The following is a 23,704-nucleotide window of genomic DNA, read 5'->3' as shown; positions in this document are numbered from 1 at the left end:
TAATATCAGAAAAGAGGAGTAATCATGAGCCAGGTTTGGAAAGTGCTGGGAAGCCTTGTGGAAAGGTATGACCTTATCTACCAGACGGGTTTGTTTTTTAGAATTGTTGTTGCAGGGTTTTTAGGATATTTAATCGGATATGAGAGAACGAATCGTTATAAAGGAGCAGGGATGAGAACCCATGCCATTGTGGCCATGGGAGCTGCTTTGATGATGGTGGTTTCCAAGTACGGGTTCCGGGATGTCCCCCATTTTGATGCTTCCAGGATCGCCTCCCAGATCGTATCAGGAATTGGTTTTCTTGGAGCAGGTGTCATCTTTGTTAAGAATCATTCCGTCAGTGGTTTAACCACTGCGGCAGGCATCTGGGCAACTGCGGGAGTGGGTATGGCAATCGGCGCAGGCGAATACTTTATGGGATGCGGAGCAGGCCTTTTTCTTATTTTTACCCAGATCCTCCTTCATGATGTCCCTTTTTTGTCCAGGGAGCCATTCCAAGGCGTCTTAAAGATAACTACGAACCAATACGACACCGTTATTATGGAGCTGCTTCACTATCTAAATGAGGAAAAAGTCAAGGTTTTAAACATTAAAGTGGGTAAATCCAAGGATTATACCAAGGTGGAGCTTGATCTCCTTTATCCTGCAGGATACGGGAGAAATGACCTGATCATCAAATGGTCAAATGATAAGAGGATCAATTCCATCAGTGGGTAATTTAATTTTAATCACCTTAAAGCATATAGAAAAAGTAGGAAATAATTTAAAAACAGTTGCAAAAGTTCCGGAAATATGTTTATAATGAATCTGACTTTTCCGACTGATAACCGGTAACGGTATCAGGCATAATTATAGGAAAACTGAAAGGAGAAATGTATGAAAAGATTTATGAAGAGTGCAGCATTCCTGTTAGCATCTGTCATGGTGCTGGGAGGTCTTACTGCCTGCGGAGGAAAGGACCCGGTTGCAGAAAGCACTACAGCTGCGAATGCCAGTTCAGCAGGCGGATCAAATGACGGAGCCGGACAAACGGCTGCAGGAGGGGAAAGCACATTTACTTATGCAATTGCAGGGGATCCGGGCGCTAATGTAAATGTAATTACAACTAGCGACCGTTTCGGCCTTATGACTATTAAAATGATCTATTCCCCATTGTATATGTATAATGCTGATGGAATCAATTATTTCCTGGCAAAGAGCATAGACACCTCCGATGACAAACTGACCTATACCATGCACCTTCGGGATGATGTAAAATGGTCTGATGGAGAGAAATTCACTGCCGATGACGTTGTCTTCACCTTTGAAGCCATGGAAGATGAGAAAAACGCAGGCTGGGCATATTCTCAGCTGGTATTCCCAGAAGGATCGGTTAAGATCGAAAAGACCGACGACTATACGGTTTCCCTTACCATGCCTTTTGTTAACTCCGCTGCAGTGGAAATGTTTTCCCAGATATTCATCATGCCAAAGCATATCTATGAAAATGTGGAAAACTTTGAAAACAATGACGTAAACACCAAGCCGGTCGGTACAGGACCTTATGTAATGGCAGAATACTCCCCAGGCTCCTATGTGAAATTCACAAAGAATGAGAATTACTTCTTAGGTGCTCCTTCTATTGATAATTTTGTATACCGGATCATTGAAAATGAAAATACAGCCATGACAGCCATTCAGAGCGGGGAAGTAAACGCCTGGATCGGTACTCCTGCGCAGGTGGCACAGATGAACCTGGAAGCAGCCAATCTGACGGTTTACCCATACCAGGAAGGCCGTGTGGGATATATGATGATAAATGCAAACCGCATAAAGGATGAAAACTTCAGGAAAGCCATCTTCTATGCCCTGGATAAAAATGCCATTGCAGACGCAGCACTCCTGGATCCCCAGTATTATGACCTGCCATGGAGCTTCATGCCTCCCAACAGCCAGTATTTTACGGAGGATGTGGAGAAATACGAACAGAATCTGGATAAATCCAAAGAATTTCTTGCAGCTTCCGGTGTAACAAATCCGGAATTAACACTTGCCTATAACGCTTCCGACAGCCTCCAGTCCACCTCTGCCATCATGATACAGGAACAGCTTCAGAAGGCAGGAATCAAAGTGAACTTAACCGGCGTGGATTCGACGGCTCTCAGCCAGCAGATGAAGCAGGCTGATAATCCTTATGATATGTATTTTGGCGGATATATCATGGGCATTGACCCGGATACGTTTTCAAGCTTATTTGAATCAGGTGCAGCATACAATTATATGCATTACGACTATCCTGAGATGAATGACCTTTTTGCCCAGGGCCGGAAGGAAACAGATGATGCAAAGCGTAAAGAAATCTATACAACGATCCAGCAGAAACTGCAGGATACCGCTTGCTTCTATCCCCTGTATTCCAATAAACGCCTTCTTGTAGTATCCAAAAACGTATCAGGAATCGAAGAGTCAAAGCTGGTTCCTGTTTATACCTTTGAAGATACTTCCAAGCTACAGATGAAGTAATGATAGCAGCAGATACGTAAGCAGCAGAAATGGCGGGCTGTGGATCAGCTGTGAAGAGGAAAGGGTGTTCTGCTGCTGGAATCCTGCGGCAGACACCTCTTTCTATATATAAGGAGAAACCATATGGCGAAATATATATTAAGACGGATATTGACAGCCATACCCATGGTCCTTTTAATCACAATTCTATGTTTTGCTTTGATGCATTTTGCACCGTATAATGCCATTGATGCAATGACAACACCAAAGATGTCACCGGAAACAATTGAATTGATTAAGGCCAAATATGGGTACGACAAGCCTCTGTTCATCCAGTATTTACGCTGGCTGAACGGGATATTGAACGGGAATTTCGGATATTCCATCGTAACCAAGCAAAGCATTGCCGGGGATCTTGCAGTGAGGATTCCCAATACCATAAAACTGGTTCTTCCGGCCTATGGAACCGCTTATATCCTGGCAATCATCCTGGGACTTTTGGCAGGCTCCCACAAGAATAAGGCAGCAGACAAAGTGATTGACGGAATCTCTTCCGTAGCGATCGCCGTACCTTCCTTCTGGTTTTCCATGCTTTTGATTTTTGTCCTGGGTTATAAGCTTAAGCTTCTTCCCATTGTAGGAATGCATTCCGTAGGAAAGGAAGCTTCTATGGCGGATTTTCTAAGGCATTTTATTATGCCTTTTATCACCCTTACTTTTACATTTTTACCGGCCAATGTTAAATTTGTCCGTTCCTCCACAGTCACCCAGTTTTCTGAGGACTATGTTCTGGTCCAGCGGGCATTTGGTGCCTCCAGAGGGGAAATTATGTTTAAGCATGTCTGTAAGAACGTCCTGCTTCCCATTATTACAAGGCTGGGCATGGCTCTTCAGCTGCTTGTAACAGGGGCCATCATTACGGAAACCGTATTTGGGTGGCCGGGCGTCGGACCTTATTTTATCAAGGCAATTCAGGGCATGGATTATCCTATCGTCATGATCGTTCTGGTTCTGTCCTCTTCCCTCGTGATTCTTGGTAACCTTCTGTCGGATATCCTATACTGTATTACGGATCCGCGAATCAGGGAAATGGGGTGACAGAAGATGAAAAGAAACGAAGTGAACAAAAAGAAGAGCAGATCTGTGAGAGTGGACAGCGTATTCCTGGCATTAAAACATGATAAGGCGGCGGTCATTTCCCTGATTCTTTTGGGATTAATCATTTTATTTGCACTCATTGCGCCCCTTCTTCCTGTGGAACCGAATGCCACCAATATTGCAAACCGTCTTCAGCCTCCATCTGCCGGACACTGGTTCGGGACCGATGAAGTTGGACGTGATTATTTTGCCAGAGTTATCTACGGGGGCCGGGTTTCCCTGCTGGTTGGATTTCTGGCTATGCTTACAAGCCTTACCATCGGTGTGGCGGTGGGAACCATTTCCGGTTTCTGCGGCGGGATGGTGGATATGGTTCTTATGCGTATCGTTGATGTCCTGTATTCAATTCCGTGGATGATCCTGGTTACTGTTGTCAGTATCTTTTTAAGGCCGGGATTAAAGTCCATCATTCTGGTTATCGGCTTTTTTACCTGGATGGAGATTGCCAGGCTGGTGCGGGCCGAGACTCTATCCCTTAAGGAAAGAGAATTCATCCTTTATGCTGAGTTTTCCGGTGTGGGTATCTGGAAGATCATTATTAGTCATATCATACCTTCTGTATTTCCTACGATCATTGTATCGGCGACCACAAGCATGGCCAATGCTATTATGACAGAGTCTTCCTTAAGCTTCCTGGGAGTTGGAATCCAGCAGCCGATGTCTTCCTGGGGAAGTCTTTTGCAAAACGCCCAGGGAACCATGCAGAATACCTTTTACATGGCGCTGATCCCGGGACTTTTAATCATCATTACGATTTTTGCTTTTAATAAGCTGGGAAATCTGCTCCGGGTTTTCGTGGAACCGAAAATTATGAACGACGAAAAAGAGTAAAGCGAGGAAACAGGAATTGGAAGAGATAAAGAAAAAAGATGATAAAATCCTGTCCGTCCAAAATGTGCATACCACCTTCCACACCCACGGGAAATCGGTAAAGGCAGTTCGCGGCGTAAGCTTTTATGCAGGCCATCAGGAAATTCTGGCCGTTGTAGGGGAATCCGGCAGCGGTAAAAGTGTACTGATGAAATCCATCATGGGCCTGATGCCGGAAAATGCAGAGGTCACTGCGGACCAGATATTATTTATGGATAAGAACATACTTGAAATGACACCGGAACAGCAAAGAAAGATGAGGGGAAAAGAGATCGCCATGGTGTTCCAGGATCCTATGACGGCTTTGAATCCTTTGAGAACCATCGGCTTTCATTTGACAGAGGTGCTGAAACGTCACAGGGGAATGGATAAGCGTGCCGCTCAGAAGGAAGCGGTTGCAGTTTTGGAACAGGTGGGAATCCCGTCTCCGGAAAAGAGGCTTAATCAGTATCCTCATGAATTTTCCGGAGGTATGAGACAGAGGGTGCTCATTGCCATGGCCCTTTGCTGCCGGCCGAAGCTGCTGATTGCAGATGAGCCGACTACGGCTCTTGATGTTACCATTCAGGCCCAGATCCTGGAACTCTTAAAAAAGCTGCAGGATGAAACGGGAATGAGTATCATACTCATCACTCATGATCTGGGAGTGGTGGCAAGCTTAAGCCGCCGGATCATGGTTATGTATGGCGGACTTATGATGGAGGAAGGGCTTACCGAAGAAATCTTTTATTCGCCTAAGCATCCCTATACCAGAGCTCTTCTTCAGGCAATTCCCAAACCTCAGGCAGGGGACCGGAAGCGGTTGGAACCAATCCCGGGTATGGCTCCGTCCTTGATAGATCCCCCGGATGGCTGTCCGTTTGCTGAGCGGTGTAAATTTGCCTGTGAACAGTGTGAGAAGGGAATTCCCAAGTACCGGGTATATTCGGACACCCAGAGAGCCATGTGTATCTTTTCGGCAGAGGAACTGGATGCAAGGGAAAGGAAGGTAGACTGATATGGATAACAGGAACCAGGAAATCCTGCTGGAAGCCAGGGAGGTATGTAAATATTTTCCTGCCAAGGATTTTTTCGGCCGCAAGAAGGCAGAGGTAAAGGCAGTGGACGGTGTGAATATTACCATCCGAAAAGGGGAAACCTTTGGACTGGTAGGAGAATCCGGCTGTGGGAAATCTACCTTAGGACGGACCTTAATCCGTATGTATGATCCCACCAGCGGGTCCATCCTGTTTAAGGGACAGGATATCACCAGGGTAAAGGGCAGTAAATTACTTCCTATCCACCGGCAGATGCAGATCATTTTCCAGGATCCCTATTCAGCCCTGGATCCTCATCACAATGTGCGGGAAATCATTGGAGAGTCCATGGCGGCGGTATCTGGCATAGCGGCAAGCGAGGTAGACGGCAGAATCGAAGAGATGCTTAAAAAGGTTGGAATGAAGCCTGATGACATGTATAAGTATGCCTATGAGTTTTCGGGAGGCCAGCGTCAGAGGATCGGAATTGCCAGGGCATTGGCCGTGGAACCGGAATTTCTACTCTGTGACGAACCGATCTCTGCCCTGGATGTTTCCATTCAGGCACAGGTAGTGAACATGCTGGAGGACTTACAGGAGGAGATGGGGCTTACTTATCTGTTTGTAGCACATGATCTGTCCATGGTACGCCATATTTCCACACGGATCGGCGTCATGTATTTAGGCAGACTGGTGGAGATCGCAGACAGCGACGAACTGTATGAAAATCCTCTTCATCCTTATACAAAGGCGCTTCTTTCCGCCATCCCGGTAGCTGATCCGCAGCTTTCTGCAAAATCAAAGCGGCTGATGCTTCATGGAGAGCTTCCAAGCCCCATGCATGTGCCTTCCGGCTGCCATTTCCATACCAGATGTATGTATGCCAGGGAAGAATGCAGCAGGGCTGTTCCGGAGATGAAAGAGGTTTCACCCGGACATTTTGTGGCATGCTCTTGTCTGCCAATTAAAGGATGAAAAGAAAATAATCCTTGACTTTTCAAATAAAACTTTTTATAATAACAACAATTAAAAAAGACTAAGCAAAGACGCTTAAGACATTCAAACTCTAAGGCGTCTTTTTGCATATTTTTAGGAAGAAATACAGAACGCCTTGTGTCCAAAAGACATAAACAAGAAATAAAAGGAAAGGGGATGGAATTATGCCAGATATGGTGAAAGTTGAAAATTTAAAGAAAAACTTCGGAGATTTAGAGGTTTTAAAGGATATAAGCCTGACAGTAAAGGAGGGCGAAAAGCTGGTCATCATCGGACCCTCCGGCTCAGGTAAGTCCACCTTTATCCGCTGCATCAACTACTTAGAGGAACCCACCAGCGGAAAGATAACCGTGGCAGGCACGGAAGTGACAAAAAAGAACCATTTGGAAATGGCTAAAAAGTATTCATCCATGGTCTTTCAGCAATTCAATTTATATCCCCATCTCACTGTCTTAGAAAATCTGACTTTAGCACCCATTAAGCTGCAGCATGTTCCCAAGGAAGAGGCAAAGAAGAATGCTGTCAAATGCCTGGAACGAGTCGGTTTAAAGGAAAAAGCGGGAAATTATCCGGTCCAGCTCTCCGGCGGTCAGCAGCAGAGAGTGGCCATAGCCAGGGCTTTATGCACCAAGCAGCCCTTAATACTCTTTGATGAGCCTACCTCTGCACTGGATCCTGAGATGGTTCAGGAGGTTTTAAATGTTATGGTGGAGTTGGCTCATGAAAACATCACCATGATCTGTGTGACTCATGAAATGGGGTTTGCACGCCAGGTGGCAGACCGGGTGATCTTCATGGATGGAGGCTATATCCTGGAAGAGGGAACACCGGAACACTTTTTTGAATGTCCGGAACATGAGCGGACCAAAGCGTTTTTAAGCAAGATCCTTCATTAGGATGTTGATTAAATTATAATAATGAGGAGGGAACCAATTATGATGAAGAAAATGTTATCACTTGCCCTTGCTTTTGCGACTGTGGCATCCTTAACTGCATGCGGCGCAAAGGCTCCGGAGGCTACTACAGCTGCTCCAGCAGAGTCTACTGCAAAGGAAGGAGCGGCTGGCTCAGATGCTGCAGGCGGAAAGGCGGCAGCAGACGTACAGAAGATTATTGACCGAGGAGTTTTAAAGGTCGGCTGTAAGGCAGATATTCCAAAGTTCAGCTTACAGAATACGGCAACCGGAGAATATGAAGGCTTTGAGGATGACCTGGCTTATGAGATCGCCGGCACCATCTTCGGATGCACCGCAGATGAAGCAAAAGAAAAGAAGCTGGTAGAATTCCAGGGCGTAACCGCTAAGACAAGAGGACCTCTCTTAGAGAACGGAGAGATCGATCTGGTTATCGCTACCTTTACCATTACACCGGAAAGAAAAGAAACTTATAACTTCTCTACCCCATACTTTACCGATGCGGTAGGACTTCTGGTTAATAAGAGTTCCGGGATCGAGTCCATCGAAGATCTGGATGGCAAGATCATCGGAGTTGCCCAGTCCTCTACGACAAAGGACGGCTTTAAGAAATATGTTGATGAAAAAGGATACAAGGTAAATCCTCAGTTCCAGGAGTTTGACGGTTATCCGGCACTGGCTCAGGCGCTGGCAACCAATCAGATTGACTGCTTTTCCGTAGACCGTGCGATCCTGGCCGGCTATTTAAACGACGGCAACCAGATCTTAGAGGATCGGTTCGCGGAACAGGATTATGGTGTGGCAGCAGCAAAAGAGAATGCAGGGCTTGCAGCTCTCGTTGATGAAAAAGTGACTTCCATGCTTTCTGACGGTTCTCTTATGGATCTTCAGGACAAATGGGGCTTGCAGTAAACCCTTATGTAAAGGATAGATGATATGATAAAAGGTCTTTTTGATACAAAACGCTGGAATGCCCTGTTTCAGGCATTCCCCGAATATTATATACCGGGCTTTCTTATGACGCTTAAAATATCACTGGTGGGGCTGGCCGTTGCGCTGGTCCTGGGAGTGATATTTGGTATGTTTTCCTCGGCTAAATTTAAGCCATTAAAGATAATTTCACGAATTTATGTGGAATTCATACAGAATACGCCTCTGGCTTTGCAGGTATTGTGCTATTATTCTGTGCTGCCTATGGTATTTTCCAGCTCAGGCTTCAGGATTCCTAAGTTCGCGCTGGGAGTGATCGGGGTAGGTGTCTATCATGGCGCCTACATATCAGAGGTCATAAGGACCGGAATCGAAGCCATACCAAAAGGCCAGTCCGAGGCAGCTTCGTCTCAGGGCTTTTCCTATCTGGAAACCATGTATCATATCATTCTGCCTCAGACTATCAAGATTATTATGCCGCCTCTTGCGAATCAGGCGCTGAATTTGGTGAAGAATACCTCCATTCTGGCTATGGTGGCCGGTATGGACCTTATGTATTTTACGGATTCCTGGGGAGCTGACCGGGGATACTTTGCCCAGGCGTATTTTACAAGCGCCGTGATGTACTTTATCATCTGTTTCCCATTGGCAAGGCTGGCCCGTTATTTAGAAATCAGATCCATGCGGCTGCCCGTAGCAAAAACGCTTGATATTAAGGCAGATGAGGAGGCAGCATGTTAGAATTATTTCATCAGATATTTACACCGGCTAATGTGACTTTCATGCTGAAGGGGTTGAGGATGACAGTCATGATCGCCGTTCTTGCCACCATTATCAGTACATTTTTCGGAACGATCCTGGCTCTTATCAGGACCTATTCAACAGGAAAATGGAAGTGGGCAGGAGGGATCGTGGCTGCCTATACAGAATTTTTCCGCTGTACACCCAATCTTTTGTGGATACTATGGATCTATTTCACAGTAAAGGGGAATAAGGTAGGAGTATCAGTATTTGCGATTTCTCTTTTCACCTCAGCGGTCATGGCTGAAATATTCCGAGGGGGCTTAAACTCCATTCCTAAGGGGCAGTTCGAGGGAGCCCAGTCCCAGGGATTCAGTTTCATAGAGACTCTTATATTTATCGTGCTTCCCCAGATGTATAAGAAGGTGATTCCGGCTCTGCTCAGCCAGGTGATCACCATCATCAAGGACACTTCCTTCTTAAAGATGGTGGATGTGGCGGAGTTTATGAGAAACTGCTCCGTTGTTCTTGGAAGCATATACGATGTCAGAGGTATGCTGCTTTTATTCGGCTTTGAAGCTCTCTGCTATTTTACCATCTGCTTTGCACTTAGCTGCGCGGTGAGGGGATATCAGAAAACCATTGTGACTGGTTAGGGAGGATCATCTTGATATGAAAAAGTTTACAATCACCATTACCCGTGAATTCGGAAGCCTGGGACGTTCCATCGCCAAGGAGTTGTCCAGAGAGCTGGGAGTGGAATTCTATGACCGTGATATTGTGGAGGAGGTCGCAAAGCAGTTGAACCTTCCTGTCTCTACGGTCAGCGAGGAAGAAGAAAAGTCAAAGCAAAGCTTTTTGCCCCGCATGTTTCCTTTGGGAACTGACGAGACTTATATCCAGGACATTATTTTTGATGTTCAAAAAGGCATTATTCTGGATCTGGCCAAAAAGTCCAGCTGCATCCTGGTAGGAAGATGCTCGGATTACTTACTGGAAAAGGAAAAGAACAACATTAATATATTCGTTTATGCCCCTTATGAAAAAAGGCTGGAAAACTGTGTAAATACTCTTGGCATGACTGAGAGTGAGGCGAAACGAATGATCGCTTCCGTAGACAAGGCCAGAAATGCCTATCATAAGAAATTCGCCGGCTATCTGCCAGGTGATCCGGAGCATAAGAATTTAATGATTGACTCCTCCCTTCTTGGAGTTACAGGAACTGCAAAGCTGATCGCTGGGATTGTGCACCAGCTGTATGGCGAATAGAATAGGAAGCTTTTGTAAATACAGGCCTTTCTGGCGAAAACCGGGTGAATGCCCGTTTTTCGCTGAAAGGGCCTGTTTTGTTGAAATGGAAGAGAACCAGGGGTAAAATTGGATAAAGGAACAGGCTGGCAGGGATCCGGTGAGGAAGCGGAAAAAACACTTCATGAAATGGAGCGGATCCAGTACTTTGACAAAACCTGTAGACTAAAAAGATAGGGATTAAGGGATTTGGTAATAATTTCCTATTGAAAAGATATGGAAAAATAAAGTCATTACCCTTGACACTCAAAAAAAAATCTGCTATAGTATATCTTTGTGTGAAGCGAGAGGATGAAGGTCTGAAACGTGCCTGATACCTCTCGTTTTGTTTGCGAAAAGTGTGTGCGAGGCCGTCGGCAACATGGGAAGCCGGTTGGCCGTAAGAAAGGAACCAAGCATTTATGGAAACAATTAGATTTGATGAATTACAGTTAGATGAAAGAATTCTGCGAGCAGTAGCAGACATGGGATTTGAAGAGGCATCTCCTATCCAGGCCCAGGCCATTCCGGTCCAGGCTGAAGGAAGGGATATCGTTGGGCAGGCTCAGACAGGAACCGGAAAAACAGCAGCCTTTGGCATCCCACTGCTGCAGAAGATCGATCCCAAGGTGAAAAAGTTACAGGCGGTTGCCCTCTGTCCTACCAGAGAGCTTGCCATTCAGGTGGCAGATGAAATCCGCAGGCTTGCAAAATACATGCACGGTGTGAAAGTCATTCCGATTTACGGAGGACAGGACATTGTAAAACAGATCCGTTCTTTAAAAGACGGTACTCAGATCATTATCGGAACTCCAGGACGTGTTATGGACCATATGCGCAGGAAGACCGTGAAATTCGAGCACGTCCATACGGTAGTCATGGATGAAGCCGATGAGATGTTAAATATGGGATTCCTGGAGGATATGGAAACCATTTTAAGCCAGCTTCCGGAAGACCGGCAGACGGTTATGTTCTCCGCAACCATGCCGCCGGCTATCATGGACATCGCCAGAAAGTTCCAGCAGGAGCCGGTGACCGTTAAGGTAGTAAAGAAGGAACTGACCGTTCCCAAGGTAACCCAGTATTATTATGAAGTAAAGCCTAAGAGCAAGGTAGAAGTTATGTGCCGTCTGCTTGATATGTATGCACCGAAGCTGTCTGTTGCTTTCTGCAATACCAAAAAGCAGGTAGACGAGCTGGTACAGGCTCTTCAGGGACGTGGTTACTTTGCTGAAGGACTTCATGGAGATTTAAAGCAGATCCAGCGTGACAGGGTCATGAACAGCTTCCGTAACGGTAAGACAGAGATCCTTGTGGCAACTGATGTTGCAGCCCGTGGAATCGACGTAGACGACGTAGAAGCCGTATTTAACTATGACCTTCCCCAGGATGACGAATATTATGTTCATAGAATCGGCCGTACCGGTCGTGCAGGCCGTGAGGGCATTGCCTTCAGTTTTGTAGTGGGCAAAGAAGTTTATAAGCTTCGCGATATCCAGCGTTACTGCAAGACCAAGATCATTCCTCAGGCAATCCCTTCCTTAAATGACGTAACAGCCATTAAGGTGGATAAGGTTCTGGAAAATGTGGCTGATACCATTGGAGATACTGATTTAAGCAAGATGGTGAACATCATTGAAAAGAAGCTTTTGGAAGAGGATTATACCTCTCTTGATCTGGCAGCAGCTCTGCTGAAAATGATGATCGGCGAGGAAAATGAAGATATCATCGATACAAGAGAGCCTCGTTCTCTTGATGATCTGGAAAGCCTATATGGCGGCGGAAACCGTGGCCGCAGCAGCAGAAACGGTAATGGTAATGGAAACAGCCGTGGAGGAAGATATGATTCTCCCAGAGAAGATATGGCCCGTCTGTTCATTAACATCGGAAAGAACCAGAATGTGAAGCCAGGAGATATTCTGGGCGCCATTGCTGGAGAGTCCGGTATGCCGGGTAAGATGGTCGGAAGCATTGATATGTATGATAAGTATACATTTGTAGAGGTGCCAAGAGAAAGTGCCGACACAGTATTACAGGCTATGAAGGATGTTAAAATCAAAGGAAAAAATATTCATATGGAAAAAGCCAACGGAAAAGGCAGATAAATTTCCGGGAGCTGGGAGAGAACGGAAGGCGGAGCGTCTTACCGGATCCACCCTGCTCCTATTTTTTTGTCCACAGGGCGTAAAAGGTTTTCTTGCTTCTTGTGGAAAAAGAAGTTACAATAAGTTCAAGATGTGTATATGGTACCGGCTTCATGAGGTTTAGAGCCTGGAAATGCTTCGGGCAGTGCACGAAAGTCAGCCTGTGAGCGGGTATGTGGAAACAGGAGGTTATGATGGCAGAGTGGAAGAAGAATGATCGGATAGAGGTAGTGATTGAGGATATGAGCGAAACCGGGGAAGGCATCGGTAAGACCGATGGATTTACCTGGTTTATTAAGGATACAGTTATAGGAGATAAGGCCCAGGCAAAGGTGATGAAAACCAAGAAGTCCTATGGGTTTGCAAAGCTGGAGCGGATCACAGAGCCGTCTGTAAACCGTGTGACGCCCAAATGTCCGGTTGCAGGTCCCTGCGGCGGCTGTCAGCTTCAGGCGATGGATTATGAGGAACAGCTTCGGTATAAGGAACGGAAGATTTACAACAATATCACCAGGATCGGCGGTTTTACTGAAGTTCCCATGCTGCCTGTCATGGGGATGGACGAGCCATGGAGATATAGGAATAAGGCGCAGTTTCCATGGGGACTGGATAAGGATGGAAACATCATTGTGGGATTTTATGCGGGACGCACCCATTCGATTATAGACTGTGAGGATTGTCTCCTGGGGGCCGAGGAGAACCGGGAGGTCCTAAGGCGGGTCAAGGCACATATGGAGCGGTATCACCTCATGCCTTATGACGAAGCCACTCACAAGGGACTGATCCGTCATACCCTGATCCGTAAAGGGTTTCGGACCGGTGAACTTATGGTCTGTCAGGTTATTAATGGAAAAAGCCTTCCTCACAGTGGGGAATTGGTGAATAGTCTTTTGGAAATTCCAGGTATGACCAGTATTTCTTTTAATATCAATAAGGATAGGACCAATGTGATTTTAGGGGACCGGGTGGAAAACCTTTATGGACCAGGCTATATTACGGATTATATCGGCGATGTGAAATACCGCATTTCTCCCCTTTCCTTTTATCAGGTGAATCCGGTGCAGACGGAAAAGCTCTATGGCACAGCCCTTGAGTATGCAGAACTTACCGGCGGGGAAACGGTTTGGGATCTTTACTGCGGGATTGGAACTATCTCCCTTTTCCTGGCACAAAAGGCAAAAAAGGTGTATGGAGTGGAGATCGTTCCTCAGGCCATTGAGGATGCCAGGGAGAATGCCAGATTAAATGGGTTGGATAACGTGGAGTTCTTTGTGGGGAAGGCGGAAGAAGTCCTGCCGGAGCAGTATGAGAAGAATCATGTGTATGCGGACGTGATTGTGGTGGATCCTCCCAGGAAGGGCTGTGATGAGGCGTGCTTAAATACCATTGTGAAGATGGCGCCGAAGAAAGTGGTGTATGTGAGCTGCGATTCGGCTACATTGGCAAGAGATATGAAGTACCTGGCTGAGAGAGGGTATGAGGTGGAGAAGGTTAGAGGGTGCGATATGTTTCCTCAGTCGTTGCATGTGGAAATAATTGTCGATTTATGTCGAAAATAATGAGCTTTTTAGGTAGCAAGGTGCAGATCTATCTTATTGCACCTTGTTTTTTAGAAAATTAGTATGGGCTTTGGGGTTACTTACCAGTGTTAATATGATAAGTTTGATGTTAAGTATTTCGTTTTAATAGTATTTAAATTTTATTTTAACAACTCAAGTGAATCAATATAGTGGAGCAAATTCTTGATGGGCATAGTGCTGATATAATTTGGCTTGACAAAAATTTTGTGCTTCGAAATGATGTTGTATGTATTGAAAGCTATGGCGTCCCCAAAGGGGGAATCATATCTTTCAGGGATTATTTTCGTATCCTTCACGCATGTTGAAGCAGTGATAATGATGACGTATTGCGGTTGAGAGGGGAAAAACAGGGGTTAGACCACAATATATTGTGGCTTTTGGATTGAAAAGGACGGGATATCTCCCGTGACCGGAAGGCTTCCGTTTGTGGGATTTATATAATATTATAATTGTGAAACATCTTAAAATATGTTACAATTGAAAGAACGTATGTTTTGGTTCCTGGCATATAAAAAGTAAATTTTTTAGACTCAGGAGGATTATTTATGTGAGTAATGCAATTACAGCAAGAGAGCTGGGAGACGAGTACCAGAAATTAGTTATTTGGTTATATGTCAATAGGATGTTGAATAAACAATATGATATTGAAAAAGTAGGATATGAATATGACGAAATAAAATCAATGGATGATGTCGTAGTCTTTTATTCTAAGCCTCAGATAGATGGAAATTTACGAAATATCATAAAGGATCATATTCAAGTAAAGTTTCATATGAGACAAAACAATTTCTTTACATTTGATAATTTTATCGCATATCAAAAGAGTATTGACTCCCAGACTTTATTATAAATAATTCTGGGAGTCCGTTTTTTGAGAATAAAGTACAGGAGGTGTAACTATGTATTTGTTATCATTATAGATACCATGATTATATGAAAAATGGTAAAAAGTGATAGAAAAATGCAATTAAAAGGATGTGAATAACAGTTTAATGGTTATGAATTCATCGAACTAAAGGTAAGCGTCAAATATGTCGGTGTATATTTTTTGACTTTTAATTGTGAGATAATGTCTCTAATTCTAAAAGTCTTAAGGAACTTAAGTACCTTAAGGGATTGGAGATTTATCTATGGATTACTTAACCGTAGCAACTGATTCCCAGAAACTCAGCCTTTGGATTGAACGGATTGGGGAATGCAGGGCAAGCAATCAGAAAGTGTCTGATTGGTGCACCGCTCATGATGTCAGTATAAAGTCCTATTATTACTGGCTTCGCAAGATCAAGCGCGAAGCGTTTGATGCAATTCCTGCTGAAAGAAAACCTAAAGTTCCAACTGTTGCTTCCCAGCCCTCTATGTTTGCTGAAGTTTCGCATACAACTGCCAATTTAAGCTCATCAACCGCTGTTATTATCAGACTTGGAAATACAACTCTGGAAATCCAGAATGGTGCGGACCAGGAAACAATCGAAAATACCCTTCGTACCATCAGGCATCTATGTTAGGCGATATTTCAAAGGCAGAACATATCTATCTTGCCTGCGGTTATACGGATATGCGCAAATCCATTGATGGCCTATCCGCCATTGTACAGCAAAACTTTAGACTTGATCCTTTTTCCAACAGCCTGTTTTTGTTCTGTGGACGCAAATGTAACCGCATCAAAGCTCTCTTCTGGGAAGGGGATGGCTTTGTCTTACTTTATAAGAGGCTTGAGAATGGAACGTTCCAGTGGCCAAGAACACAGGCTGAAGTACGGCTGATTTCAGGACAGGAGTTTCGGTGGCTCATGGAAGGCCTGTCCATTAACCAGCCCAAAGCAGTGAAGAAATCTCAGCCAGAAAGGATCATATAAAAGTCCTCAAATGCCGTATTTACTGGATTTTACCGTATCTTTATGGTATAATTATGACAGTTAATAAGCAAAGGAACTGTCATTAAATGGAGCATAACAATCAGCTTGAAAATCTCGAAAACCGCATCGTTGAGTTAGAAAAAGAGAACCTTCTTCTTCATGAAAAGGTTGCTTTTCTGACCAGAAAACTTTATGGCAGGACTACGGAGCAGACATCATCTCTCGGACTCGAGGGACAGATGTCTCTTTTTGATGAAGCGGAGACCTCTGTAGATCCGAAGGCTGCAGAACCAGATTTAAAAGACGTTGCCTCCTTATCGCCGTTGGAAACATAAAGGGCAAAAGGAAGAACCGCTAAAGGATCTCCTTCATGAAAAGAAACTCTGTACGCTTGCGGAAGAGGACCGTTTCTGTGAGACCTGTGGCACTCCCATTGTATCTGTTGGGGAAGAATTCGTCCGCACAGAGATTGAATTCATTCCTGCCAGCGTGCGTGTCATTGATTATTACCGTGAGACCTTTGAATGCAGAAAGTGCCGTAAAGAAGAAAAAGAATATATGGAGAAATCCCCAATGCCTTATCCGGTCATCCAGCACTCTTATGCTTCCTCCGGAGCGGTTGCATGGGTTATTCATCAAAAGTATGAGCTGGCTGTTCCTTTATACCGTCAGGAAAAGGAATGGGGAAACCTGGGAGTAGCCTTAAGCCGTGCAACAATGTCAAACTGGATCCTTATCAGTTACCGGGACTGGCTTTCCCCGGTGGTTGGGCTTCTTCATAAAAAACTGTTAAAGCAGCAATACCTTCACATCGATGAAACGCCGGTACAGGTCATGAATGAACCGGACCGGAAGAATACAACGGATTCTTATATGTGGGTATACTGCTCCATCAAAAACTCCGGGCAGCCAGTCCGCCAGTTCGTTTATCAGCCAAGGCGGAGCGGAACATATCCCCAGAAATATTTAAAGGGATACCATGGATTCATTCATACCGATGCTTACAAAGGTTATGAAAAAGTATCCGGTATTACCCTGTGCATCTGCTGGACTCATCTGAGGAGATACTTTGTTGAAGCACTTCCCAAGGATGTCGACAGCCCGGAGGCAACCATTCCAGCCCAGGCAGTCAGATATATCAATCAGCTTTTTGAGATTGAGAAAAAACTGGAAGTTCTATCCCCAGCAGGACGGAAGGAACAGCGTCTAGTACAGGAAAAGCCTGTACTGGATGCCTTTTGGTCGTGGGTAAAAGAGACCTCACCGAAAGTTATCGCGAGTTCCAGACTGGGCAAAGCCTTTCAGTATGCGAATAACCAAAAAGAAGGACTGATGAATTATCTTCTTGATGGCAACTGCAGCATATCAAACAATCTGGCAGAGAATAGCATCCGTCCATTTACAATTGGCCGGAAGAACTGGCTGTTCTCAGGAAGTCCCAAAGGGGCAGAAGCAAGTGCGGGTATCTATACATTAATTGAAACAGCCAAAGCCAATGGATTAAATCCATGGAAGTACATAAAGTTCATTCTCAGCGATATTCCCGGAATTTCATTTCTTGAATATCCAGAATATCTGGAAGAATACATGCCATGGGATCCGATTATTCAAAAACTTTGCCGTTAACAGACAGCCTTCAATTATAAACAGAGGCTGTCTGTTTTTCTATACACCAACTTATTTGACACTTACAACTAAAGAATGCAAAGTTAATGTTAACTTTTTTCGATATATTATTAGAACGTCATAATATTAAGATTAGAGTAGAACATCATTGGGTTGATTTCAGAAAATTGTTCCATTAAGATGTTTAGAGGTGAGCAGACTGCAGTTTATGTATTTGTAATAATAGTAATGCTTAATTAGATTAAATTTTAGTTACCGAAGAATTAAGAATATAAAAGTTGTTAATTAAGAAAAAGAAGAAAAATTATGTCAGACTAAAAGGGTTAATTTTAGATGTAAGATTAAGAATAAAAAACATTTTCCTATCTTTTTTTATATGCTTATGGTACAATAATCTAAAAATTTGTAGGATCTAAGAACATTATATAGGGAATATGTATCTATGTTTCTTAATAGAAATTGTTGATTAGAAGAGTAGAGATATTAAAAAAATAAGAGCCTTTACATCTAGTAGGCACTTCTAAAGCAGAAAACTATTATATAAAGTTTTTAGAATATGGAAATTAAGCTATAGGTAAAATGAAATAAGGGGAACATTACATTATATAAATAATGAGAAATTAATATATAGTTTAAAGAGAGGGTTAATATGAAAAAAGAAAGAAAGAATAAAAGTTCAAATATAACAATCTTATGTATAATATTTGTTGTATATTTTTTTATTACAATTTTACTAACTGTGCTATATGAAATGTTGCCTCTTCAGAACTTTTTTGGAATTTGGGGCAAGGATTCTTTTTATGAGGCTATTGTGACTGGAATGTATAGCAGTCTTTTAGACTTCTTAGTTTTTAGTGTTCTATTAACATTACTTTTAAGCCGTTGGGAAACAAAGAATACAATAAAAAAATACTTGGATGAAATTGAAGCATGTCGCTTTTGGTTTAGTGAGCAGGCGGCATTCAAGTTACGCTCATTAATACGATTATTGCAAGAAGAAAACGTGTTTTCACTCAATCTAACTAAATGTTATTTGTTTAATATTAAATTAAAGGAAACGAAGTTTATTGAATGTCAGATGATGGGATCTATACTTAGTAATTCAAATTTTGAGCATTCTATGTTTATTGAAAGCGATTTGCAAGGTGCACTTTGTGAAAATACTACTTTTAAATCTTGTACAATACAAAGATGCAAACTAAGATTACTAAAATGCAAAGATGCTAATATGTCGAGTATCAAAATGTATGATTGTAATCTTGAAATGACAGACTTTACAAATGTAGACTTGAAGTATTCTATATTAAAAAATTGCGACCTAAAAAAAGTGAATTTTTCAGATTGCAATTTAGAAAGAGCAAATTTAATTGGCTGTAAAAATATTCATGTTCCCGATCTAGTTAAGTGTAAATCTTTGAAGTATGCAAAACTAGATGAAGAAATTATTGACTTAGTAAAGCGGTTACGTCCAAGTTTACTAAAATAGTTCAAGGTAAATTTATTTTCCTCTGAACCAAATAAACAAACATTTTAACACTTGTTTACTTGGTTCAGGGGGGAATCGAACCCACCATACGATATAATAAATATATCATGCCTGCCAAGGCACCGAACTAACTTTATTGTATCATAGCATTATATAAATAGCAATTATTTATTGTGTGCTTTGGGTTACAGTCTTGCTAAATTGTAAATGATAATTTGTTGTCAAATTTCATTATTGGCAAGAATAGATAGGATGAAGGTATTTAATAAAAAGGTAAGTAATGTTCTGAGACTTGAAGATTAAGAAGAAAGAGGATTAATTAGAGTAACAGTGAGACTAAAACCAAGTATATAATATCAATTCATAAAAATTGCACTGAAGTAGACTAATGTCTTTTCAAGATATGCTGTTATAAAGAACAAAAAAATGTTCAGAGGATAAATATGAACTTTTTTTGTTCTTTATGCCAAGAGGGTATCAGTCCCAATTGGCATTTGAATTACAGTAACAAGACATTGTGAGATAATTATAGAATTATGTCGAAAATAAGGGAAGGCGGTTGGATTTAAATAATAGCTATGATAAAAATATGTTTCCGGTTCGCGTCAGGTTAATCGTGAAGTTATCCATTATAATTTGTAGATGATTATCTCTGTTGGGTTTAAGGTAAGTAGTGACCATGCGGTTCTCTTTCCCAAAATGGTCAGGTTAAATTGTCAAAGATTATACTATTCAAGGCTGGACGATGGATAAAGAACGTCTTAAAAAGGTCATATGTTCACAGATAAATATTTTGAACGACAGCTACAAAATATCCGTGAAATACGTCTTTCTGAGCGTAAGCTCTATCAAAAAATTACTGATTTGTATGCTACAGCTTTTGATTACGATAAAGATGCGAAAACCACCAAACGTTTTTTAAAGCCGTACAGAATAAGATGCACCTATAAATAGCGATAAATGAAAATATAGTAACTAATTTCTCAAAATAAACATGTTTATTTTTAACGATCGTGAGGCGGTATTATGTATAATTGGTCGGTACTGAATGATTCTGTTCAAAGCTTTTTGAAACTATCTATTCCGCAGCATGAAGTATTGCACTATATTAGATGGGAAAGTATGAAAATTATAATCAGTAATATATTACGACAACTGGAAGATGTACGAGAACCAAAAGACTTATATAACCTCGCAGCTTTTCATCAAAAGTGGCATAGTGCTATGATAAATCGAATATTCTTTTCCTTGCTGAATAATTTCCGTAGTCAGTTTGGTGACTTTTATATCGACATGCTGATGGAAGTATTCGCAGAAGCGGCTTATGTTGCACAAGATGATCAGCAGCATAAGGAGGCGGATTATGTCCGAATGATAGAGGAGGGTTTTCCAGATATTTTTCCGGAACTGACCTTGGTAAAACGTGAAGCCGTGTTTGAAGGCTTCCGTCTTGACCTCTTGGCGAAAGAGCCACGCTCTGGCAGAGATGTTTTATTTGAAGTAAAGCTGGGTGCCGCCGATCCGACACCGCAGCTGCAAGAATATGCCGCATTTTTTTCGCAGCCTATTCTAATTGGTGTTACGGAAAAAAGGTTGCCAGAGCGGAGAAAACACGCTGATATTTTTTATTTTTCTTATCTTGAACTTAATAAAAGGGCGGTGGCAAATCTTCGGGATCGGTTTGGAAAGCCCGACAAAGCATTTTCTTACTTTCAATCAAGATTTGACAAGGATTTTAAGCTTGAATGAGATGGCCTTGGTACAAATTTGAATTTTCCATTTGCCATAAAGGATAACACCATGAGAGATAGGAATAAAATAATTGTTATTCTAAATTTAATAACGGCTATTTGCTTTTTCTCGCTGCATTGATTGGCAAAAACTATGTGTATGTTCTAAGTGGTTGCTGTTTTATTGCTCTTGCTATCGCTAATGGTAAACAGAATCAAAAAAATAATAGCAAGAACAGTGACGAGGGCCATGAGTAAAGTTTTCCCCTTTATACAATTCCAATATGATGTTTTATTTAAACTTGCAGTATTACAATAAAAGGAAATTTGTTTATGGTTACATTTATATTTATGTTATGCAGAATTGGGAAGTTGTACCGAATAAAGCTTTCAAGCTGGCAATCCATAGACAAGGATTTGAAAGTTTTATTGTTTACAATGTTAACATTAGTGTCAAGCAAAAGGATTAGCTGACACCAAGGGGATATTGGGTTCAATGATCATCTTTTTTATCTCCTCACGGCACTCTGAAATAATTGTCGAAATGTGTCGACAAAAAACTTGGTACAAGTGATATACCTTATTCTTGTAATATGGTAAAATAAAAATAACTTGTTTAAAAAGCAAACTTATTATTATATGTCTTATTTTTGGGGTAGAATATACAGAATTAGAATGATAAAAATGGAGAATTGAGCTTAATGAAAGATAAATCATTAAAATTAAATAGATATATTACATATCAATAAGAATAGGACTCCCAGGATTATATTATAAATAATTCTGGGAGTTTGATTGTATGGCAGTCTTTTAATCAACCACCTGCTATGCAGGTGTGACCACAGTCAGCTTTAGCGTCAAGTAAAAAACCTCCAGTGATATAATAAGTGTGGGTTCACAACCGCACAAATTAATCAAAGGAGGTTATCCAAATGGATATGTATAGATTATCACATTCAAAATGGGAATGTAAGTACCATATTGGTACGACCTGAAAGTCGTTTTACAAAATCGCATAAATGCTAATGAATGCGATTTTTGATCCTGGCTAATAATTTACGAATAAGGGGTGGTTTATTTGTTTAATGTATTTTCAACAAGAGAGACTTCAATAGGTATATGGCTTATCATCTTTATTGCATGGATGTTATTATATAAACCTACGCGGAAATGCATGATTGATCTTTTGAAAACTGCTCGTTCAATACAATTGTCTTTACCTTTCTTTTTTATGATGGCCTATTCTTTAGGCATAACATATCTATTTTACAGAACCTCACTTTGGAAAAGCATATTTATTAAAGATATTGTACTTTGGGTAATATTTGTTGGAACTCCCTTGTTTTTTGGTTCAATTAATAAAAGCTTCGAGGAACACTATTTTAGAAAAGCAGTAGTAAGCAATTTTAAGTTGACAGTACTTACGGAGTTTTTTGTGAGTTCCTTTACTTTTCCATTAATTTGGGAAATTATTATGGTACCCGTACTTGTTTTTATTTTTATGCTTGATGCAATAGCTGCCACAAATAGTGAGTATAGACCTGCCAAAAAACTAATTTCTGTCATAATTATTATAATAAATATAATTTTTTTATATGAAACTGTATCAATTGCAACGTGCAGACTGGGTACTCTTAATGTATTAGACACCTTGATTACTTTGTTAATACCTATTGTATTTTCAGTTTTATATATTCCCATTTCATATATGTTCACTGTTTTCGGTAAATATCAAATTGTATTTGTACGTATGGGATTTAAAGAGTCTAAAGATAATGCTAAAATAAAAATACTACATAGATTTAAAATAATATGGATATGTAAATTTTCGTTGTCAAACCTCTGTAAATTTGGAAAATCATATATTCAACATATGTATGTAGGTATGAGCGGAGTTGAGTTTGATAAATTAATGAAACGATTTAAGTTAAATAGCATTAATCAGTCATTAGATAAGCAGTATACAAAAGAAGAAAAGAAGCTAATAAATGAATTGAAAGAAAGCAATTTTTTTAAAAAAATTGAATATATAAATGATCATGTTGGGATTTTTACTTTTATGTTCACTCTTGCTATTGGTTTAACATCTATTCTATTAAAAGGTTTTTTTTACGTATTTATATGTGGTAAGCTTGATTATTGGGGGATTAGTCATACATATATTAATATCTCCAATGAAAATATGTTGTATATAATATTATTATTTGCTGCAGGTTCTATAATATATATTGCTCTTAATTACATTCCGTTTGCTATTCTAACTTCAAAAAAAACTTGGTACAAAAAGTTGTTTAAACTAATCATACTATTAACTTTCACGTCAGGCGGTTTGTTTGTGTTTTTTCTTTTAAACGAAGTGACTGTTAATCATAATTTTATATTAAACTCACAAACAGTTATTCAATTAGCCATAGATTCCCTAATACTAACAGTACTGGGATATATACTAGGATTATTGATGCCAATTTCGTTTAGAAATCAAAAAGATAAAAGCAAAAATGGAGAGGTTATTTTATTGCACAAACTTATGAGCTTTTCTACATTGTTTATCTTGATATTTGGTATCTCACTATATGTTTTTATGGCTTATGCTTACGGAAGAGACATGGCTGCTCATCAGAAATCTTATAAAATAATTGATAATAATTATGCTGTTATTTATGAGGACGTAGAGTATGTTATTGTATCGGACTATGATGTTATAAACGACAACATACTAGTAATAGATTCTACGGCACAAACACTTATTAAAAAAGAAAATATAAAGACAGATACGAAGATTTTTAATAAAGTCGAGAGGAAAGATAACAAGTAAAAGGTTAGGTTTATGGTTGGATTATAGTAGCATAACCAAAGTAAAATTGAATAGATAATGTTTGAATTCTATAAT

General features: G+C 41.1%; 20 protein-coding genes and 1 pseudogene. All 21 read left to right on the top strand.

The window, feature by feature from the left end; translation table 11 throughout:
* The first annotated feature begins 24 nt into the window (after positions 1 to 24).
* The 21 genes and pseudogenes from RT269_RS10830 to RT269_RS10730 all read left to right on the top strand — a co-directional run bounded on the left by RT269_RS10830 (position 25) and on the right by RT269_RS10730 (position 23,629).
* Positions 25 to 717 (top strand): MgtC/SapB family protein, encoded by a 693-nt coding sequence (locus RT269_RS10830; RefSeq protein ID WP_313182537.1) that lies wholly within the window; start codon positions 25 to 27, stop codon positions 715 to 717.
* Positions 718 to 876: 159 nt separating this feature from the next.
* Positions 877 to 2,502, top strand: a complete 1,626-nt coding sequence (locus RT269_RS10825) for an ABC transporter substrate-binding protein (RefSeq protein ID WP_313182535.1) — start codon at positions 877 to 879, stop codon at positions 2,500 to 2,502.
* 123 nt (positions 2,503 to 2,625) lie between these two features.
* Positions 2,626 to 3,579, top strand: a complete 954-nt coding sequence (locus tag RT269_RS10820) for an ABC transporter permease (RefSeq protein ID WP_313182533.1) — start codon at positions 2,626 to 2,628, stop codon at positions 3,577 to 3,579.
* A 6-nt stretch (positions 3,580 to 3,585) separates the two neighbouring features.
* Positions 3,586 to 4,470 carry an ABC transporter permease gene (locus tag RT269_RS10815; protein ID WP_313182532.1) on the top strand — a complete coding sequence of 295 codons (885 nt, stop codon included), beginning with the start codon at positions 3,586 to 3,588 and terminating at the stop codon, positions 4,468 to 4,470.
* A 16-nt stretch (positions 4,471 to 4,486) separates the two neighbouring features.
* Positions 4,487 to 5,506: an ABC transporter ATP-binding protein gene (locus tag RT269_RS10810; RefSeq protein WP_313182531.1), complete on the top strand. Its 1,020-nt coding sequence runs from the start codon at positions 4,487 to 4,489 to the stop codon at positions 5,504 to 5,506.
* Position 5,507: 1 nt separating this feature from the next.
* Complete coding sequence (locus tag RT269_RS10805; protein WP_313182529.1) at positions 5,508 to 6,500, top strand: ABC transporter ATP-binding protein; 993 nt, start codon at positions 5,508 to 5,510, stop codon at positions 6,498 to 6,500.
* 185 nt (positions 6,501 to 6,685) lie between these two features.
* Positions 6,686 to 7,417, top strand: coding sequence for an amino acid ABC transporter ATP-binding protein (locus tag RT269_RS10800; RefSeq protein WP_331664135.1), 732 nt, complete (start codon positions 6,686 to 6,688; stop codon positions 7,415 to 7,417).
* A 39-nt stretch (positions 7,418 to 7,456) separates the two neighbouring features.
* Positions 7,457 to 8,347, top strand: coding sequence for a transporter substrate-binding domain-containing protein (locus tag RT269_RS10795; RefSeq protein WP_313182527.1), 891 nt, complete (start codon positions 7,457 to 7,459; stop codon positions 8,345 to 8,347).
* A gap of 24 nt (positions 8,348 to 8,371) precedes the next feature.
* Positions 8,372 to 9,106: an amino acid ABC transporter permease gene (locus RT269_RS10790; protein ID WP_313182526.1), complete on the top strand. Its 735-nt coding sequence runs from the start codon at positions 8,372 to 8,374 to the stop codon at positions 9,104 to 9,106.
* Entirely contained in the window at positions 9,100 to 9,762 is a 663-nt protein-coding gene (locus RT269_RS10785) for an amino acid ABC transporter permease (RefSeq protein WP_313182525.1), read from the top strand. Before RT269_RS10790 ends, RT269_RS10785 begins: the two co-directional genes overlap by 7 nt.
* A gap of 16 nt (positions 9,763 to 9,778) precedes the next feature.
* Entirely contained in the window at positions 9,779 to 10,375 is a 597-nt protein-coding gene (locus tag RT269_RS10780) for a cytidylate kinase-like family protein (RefSeq protein WP_313182523.1), read from the top strand.
* A 440-nt stretch (positions 10,376 to 10,815) separates the two neighbouring features.
* On the top strand, positions 10,816 to 12,498 hold the full coding sequence (locus tag RT269_RS10775; protein WP_313182521.1) for a DEAD/DEAH box helicase: 1,683 nt from the start codon (positions 10,816 to 10,818) through the stop codon (positions 12,496 to 12,498).
* A gap of 233 nt (positions 12,499 to 12,731) precedes the next feature.
* The gene (rlmD, locus tag RT269_RS10770) at positions 12,732 to 14,096 is read left to right on the top strand and encodes a 23S rRNA (uracil(1939)-C(5))-methyltransferase RlmD (RefSeq protein ID WP_313182519.1); all 1,365 of its coding nucleotides are present in this window, start codon (positions 12,732 to 12,734) and stop codon (positions 14,094 to 14,096) included.
* 568 nt (positions 14,097 to 14,664) lie between these two features.
* On the top strand, positions 14,665 to 14,967 hold the full coding sequence (locus tag RT269_RS10765) for a hypothetical protein (protein WP_313182517.1): 303 nt from the start codon (positions 14,665 to 14,667) through the stop codon (positions 14,965 to 14,967).
* Between the two features lie 280 nt (positions 14,968 to 15,247).
* A complete protein-coding gene (gene tnpA, locus RT269_RS10760; protein ID WP_313182515.1) occupies positions 15,248 to 15,622 on the top strand; it encodes an IS66 family insertion sequence element accessory protein TnpA in 375 nt (124 codons plus the stop codon).
* The gene (gene tnpB / locus RT269_RS10755; protein WP_158418561.1) at positions 15,616 to 15,972 is read left to right on the top strand and encodes an IS66 family insertion sequence element accessory protein TnpB; all 357 of its coding nucleotides are present in this window, start codon (positions 15,616 to 15,618) and stop codon (positions 15,970 to 15,972) included. Before tnpA ends, tnpB begins: the two co-directional genes overlap by 7 nt.
* 86 nt (positions 15,973 to 16,058) lie before the next feature.
* Positions 16,059 to 17,598: pseudogene (tnpC, locus tag RT269_RS10750) on the top strand (IS66 family transposase).
* Positions 17,599 to 18,247: 649 nt separating this feature from the next.
* The gene (locus tag RT269_RS10745) at positions 18,248 to 19,084 is read left to right on the top strand and encodes a pentapeptide repeat-containing protein (protein WP_313182512.1); all 837 of its coding nucleotides are present in this window, start codon (positions 18,248 to 18,250) and stop codon (positions 19,082 to 19,084) included.
* A gap of 774 nt (positions 19,085 to 19,858) precedes the next feature.
* Positions 19,859 to 20,038: a RhuM family protein gene (gene rhuM, locus RT269_RS30385; protein ID WP_331664134.1), complete on the top strand. Its 180-nt coding sequence runs from the start codon at positions 19,859 to 19,861 to the stop codon at positions 20,036 to 20,038.
* A 72-nt stretch (positions 20,039 to 20,110) separates the two neighbouring features.
* A complete protein-coding gene (locus RT269_RS10735; RefSeq protein ID WP_313182510.1) occupies positions 20,111 to 20,833 on the top strand; it encodes a hypothetical protein in 723 nt (240 codons plus the stop codon).
* A 1,155-nt stretch (positions 20,834 to 21,988) separates the two neighbouring features.
* Complete coding sequence (locus tag RT269_RS10730) at positions 21,989 to 23,629, top strand: hypothetical protein (protein ID WP_313182508.1); 1,641 nt, start codon at positions 21,989 to 21,991, stop codon at positions 23,627 to 23,629.
* The last annotated feature ends 75 nt before the right edge of the window (positions 23,630 to 23,704 follow it).

This window comes from Lacrimispora sp. (genome assembly GCF_032078915.1).
GTDB lineage: Bacteria > Bacillota > Clostridia > Lachnospirales > Lachnospiraceae > Lacrimispora.
This window is presented reverse-complemented; position numbering and strand designations above follow the sequence as displayed.

Excerpts from the sequence above, each read along its gene's own strand:
- RT269_RS10830 (WP_313182537.1), top strand. The coding sequence starts at position 25 with ATGAGCCAGGTTTGGAAAGTGCTGGGAAGCCTTGTGGAAAGGTATGAC.
- RT269_RS10825 (WP_313182535.1), top strand. The coding sequence starts at position 877 with ATGAAAAGATTTATGAAGAGTGCAGCATTCCTGTTAGCATCTGTCATG.
- RT269_RS10820 (WP_313182533.1), top strand. The coding sequence starts at position 2,626 with ATGGCGAAATATATATTAAGACGGATATTGACAGCCATACCCATGGTC.
- RT269_RS10815 (WP_313182532.1), top strand. The coding sequence starts at position 3,586 with ATGAAAAGAAACGAAGTGAACAAAAAGAAGAGCAGATCTGTGAGAGTG.
- RT269_RS10805 (WP_313182529.1), top strand. The coding sequence starts at position 5,508 with ATGGATAACAGGAACCAGGAAATCCTGCTGGAAGCCAGGGAGGTATGT.
- RT269_RS10800 (WP_331664135.1), top strand. The coding sequence starts at position 6,686 with ATGCCAGATATGGTGAAAGTTGAAAATTTAAAGAAAAACTTCGGAGAT.
- RT269_RS10795 (WP_313182527.1), top strand. The coding sequence starts at position 7,457 with ATGATGAAGAAAATGTTATCACTTGCCCTTGCTTTTGCGACTGTGGCA.
- RT269_RS10790 (WP_313182526.1), top strand. The coding sequence starts at position 8,372 with ATGATAAAAGGTCTTTTTGATACAAAACGCTGGAATGCCCTGTTTCAG.
- RT269_RS10785 (WP_313182525.1), top strand. The coding sequence starts at position 9,100 with ATGTTAGAATTATTTCATCAGATATTTACACCGGCTAATGTGACTTTC.
- RT269_RS10780 (WP_313182523.1), top strand. The coding sequence starts at position 9,779 with ATGAAAAAGTTTACAATCACCATTACCCGTGAATTCGGAAGCCTGGGA.
- RT269_RS10775 (WP_313182521.1), top strand. The coding sequence starts at position 10,816 with ATGGAAACAATTAGATTTGATGAATTACAGTTAGATGAAAGAATTCTG.
- rlmD (WP_313182519.1), top strand. The coding sequence starts at position 12,732 with ATGGCAGAGTGGAAGAAGAATGATCGGATAGAGGTAGTGATTGAGGAT.
- tnpA (WP_313182515.1), top strand. The coding sequence starts at position 15,248 with ATGGATTACTTAACCGTAGCAACTGATTCCCAGAAACTCAGCCTTTGG.
- tnpB (WP_158418561.1), top strand. The coding sequence starts at position 15,616 with ATGTTAGGCGATATTTCAAAGGCAGAACATATCTATCTTGCCTGCGGT.
- RT269_RS10745 (WP_313182512.1), top strand. The coding sequence starts at position 18,248 with ATGAAAAAAGAAAGAAAGAATAAAAGTTCAAATATAACAATCTTATGT.
- rhuM (WP_331664134.1), top strand. The coding sequence starts at position 19,859 with ATGTTCACAGATAAATATTTTGAACGACAGCTACAAAATATCCGTGAA.
- RT269_RS10735 (WP_313182510.1), top strand. The coding sequence starts at position 20,111 with ATGTATAATTGGTCGGTACTGAATGATTCTGTTCAAAGCTTTTTGAAA.
- RT269_RS10730 (WP_313182508.1), top strand. The coding sequence starts at position 21,989 with ATGATTGATCTTTTGAAAACTGCTCGTTCAATACAATTGTCTTTACCT.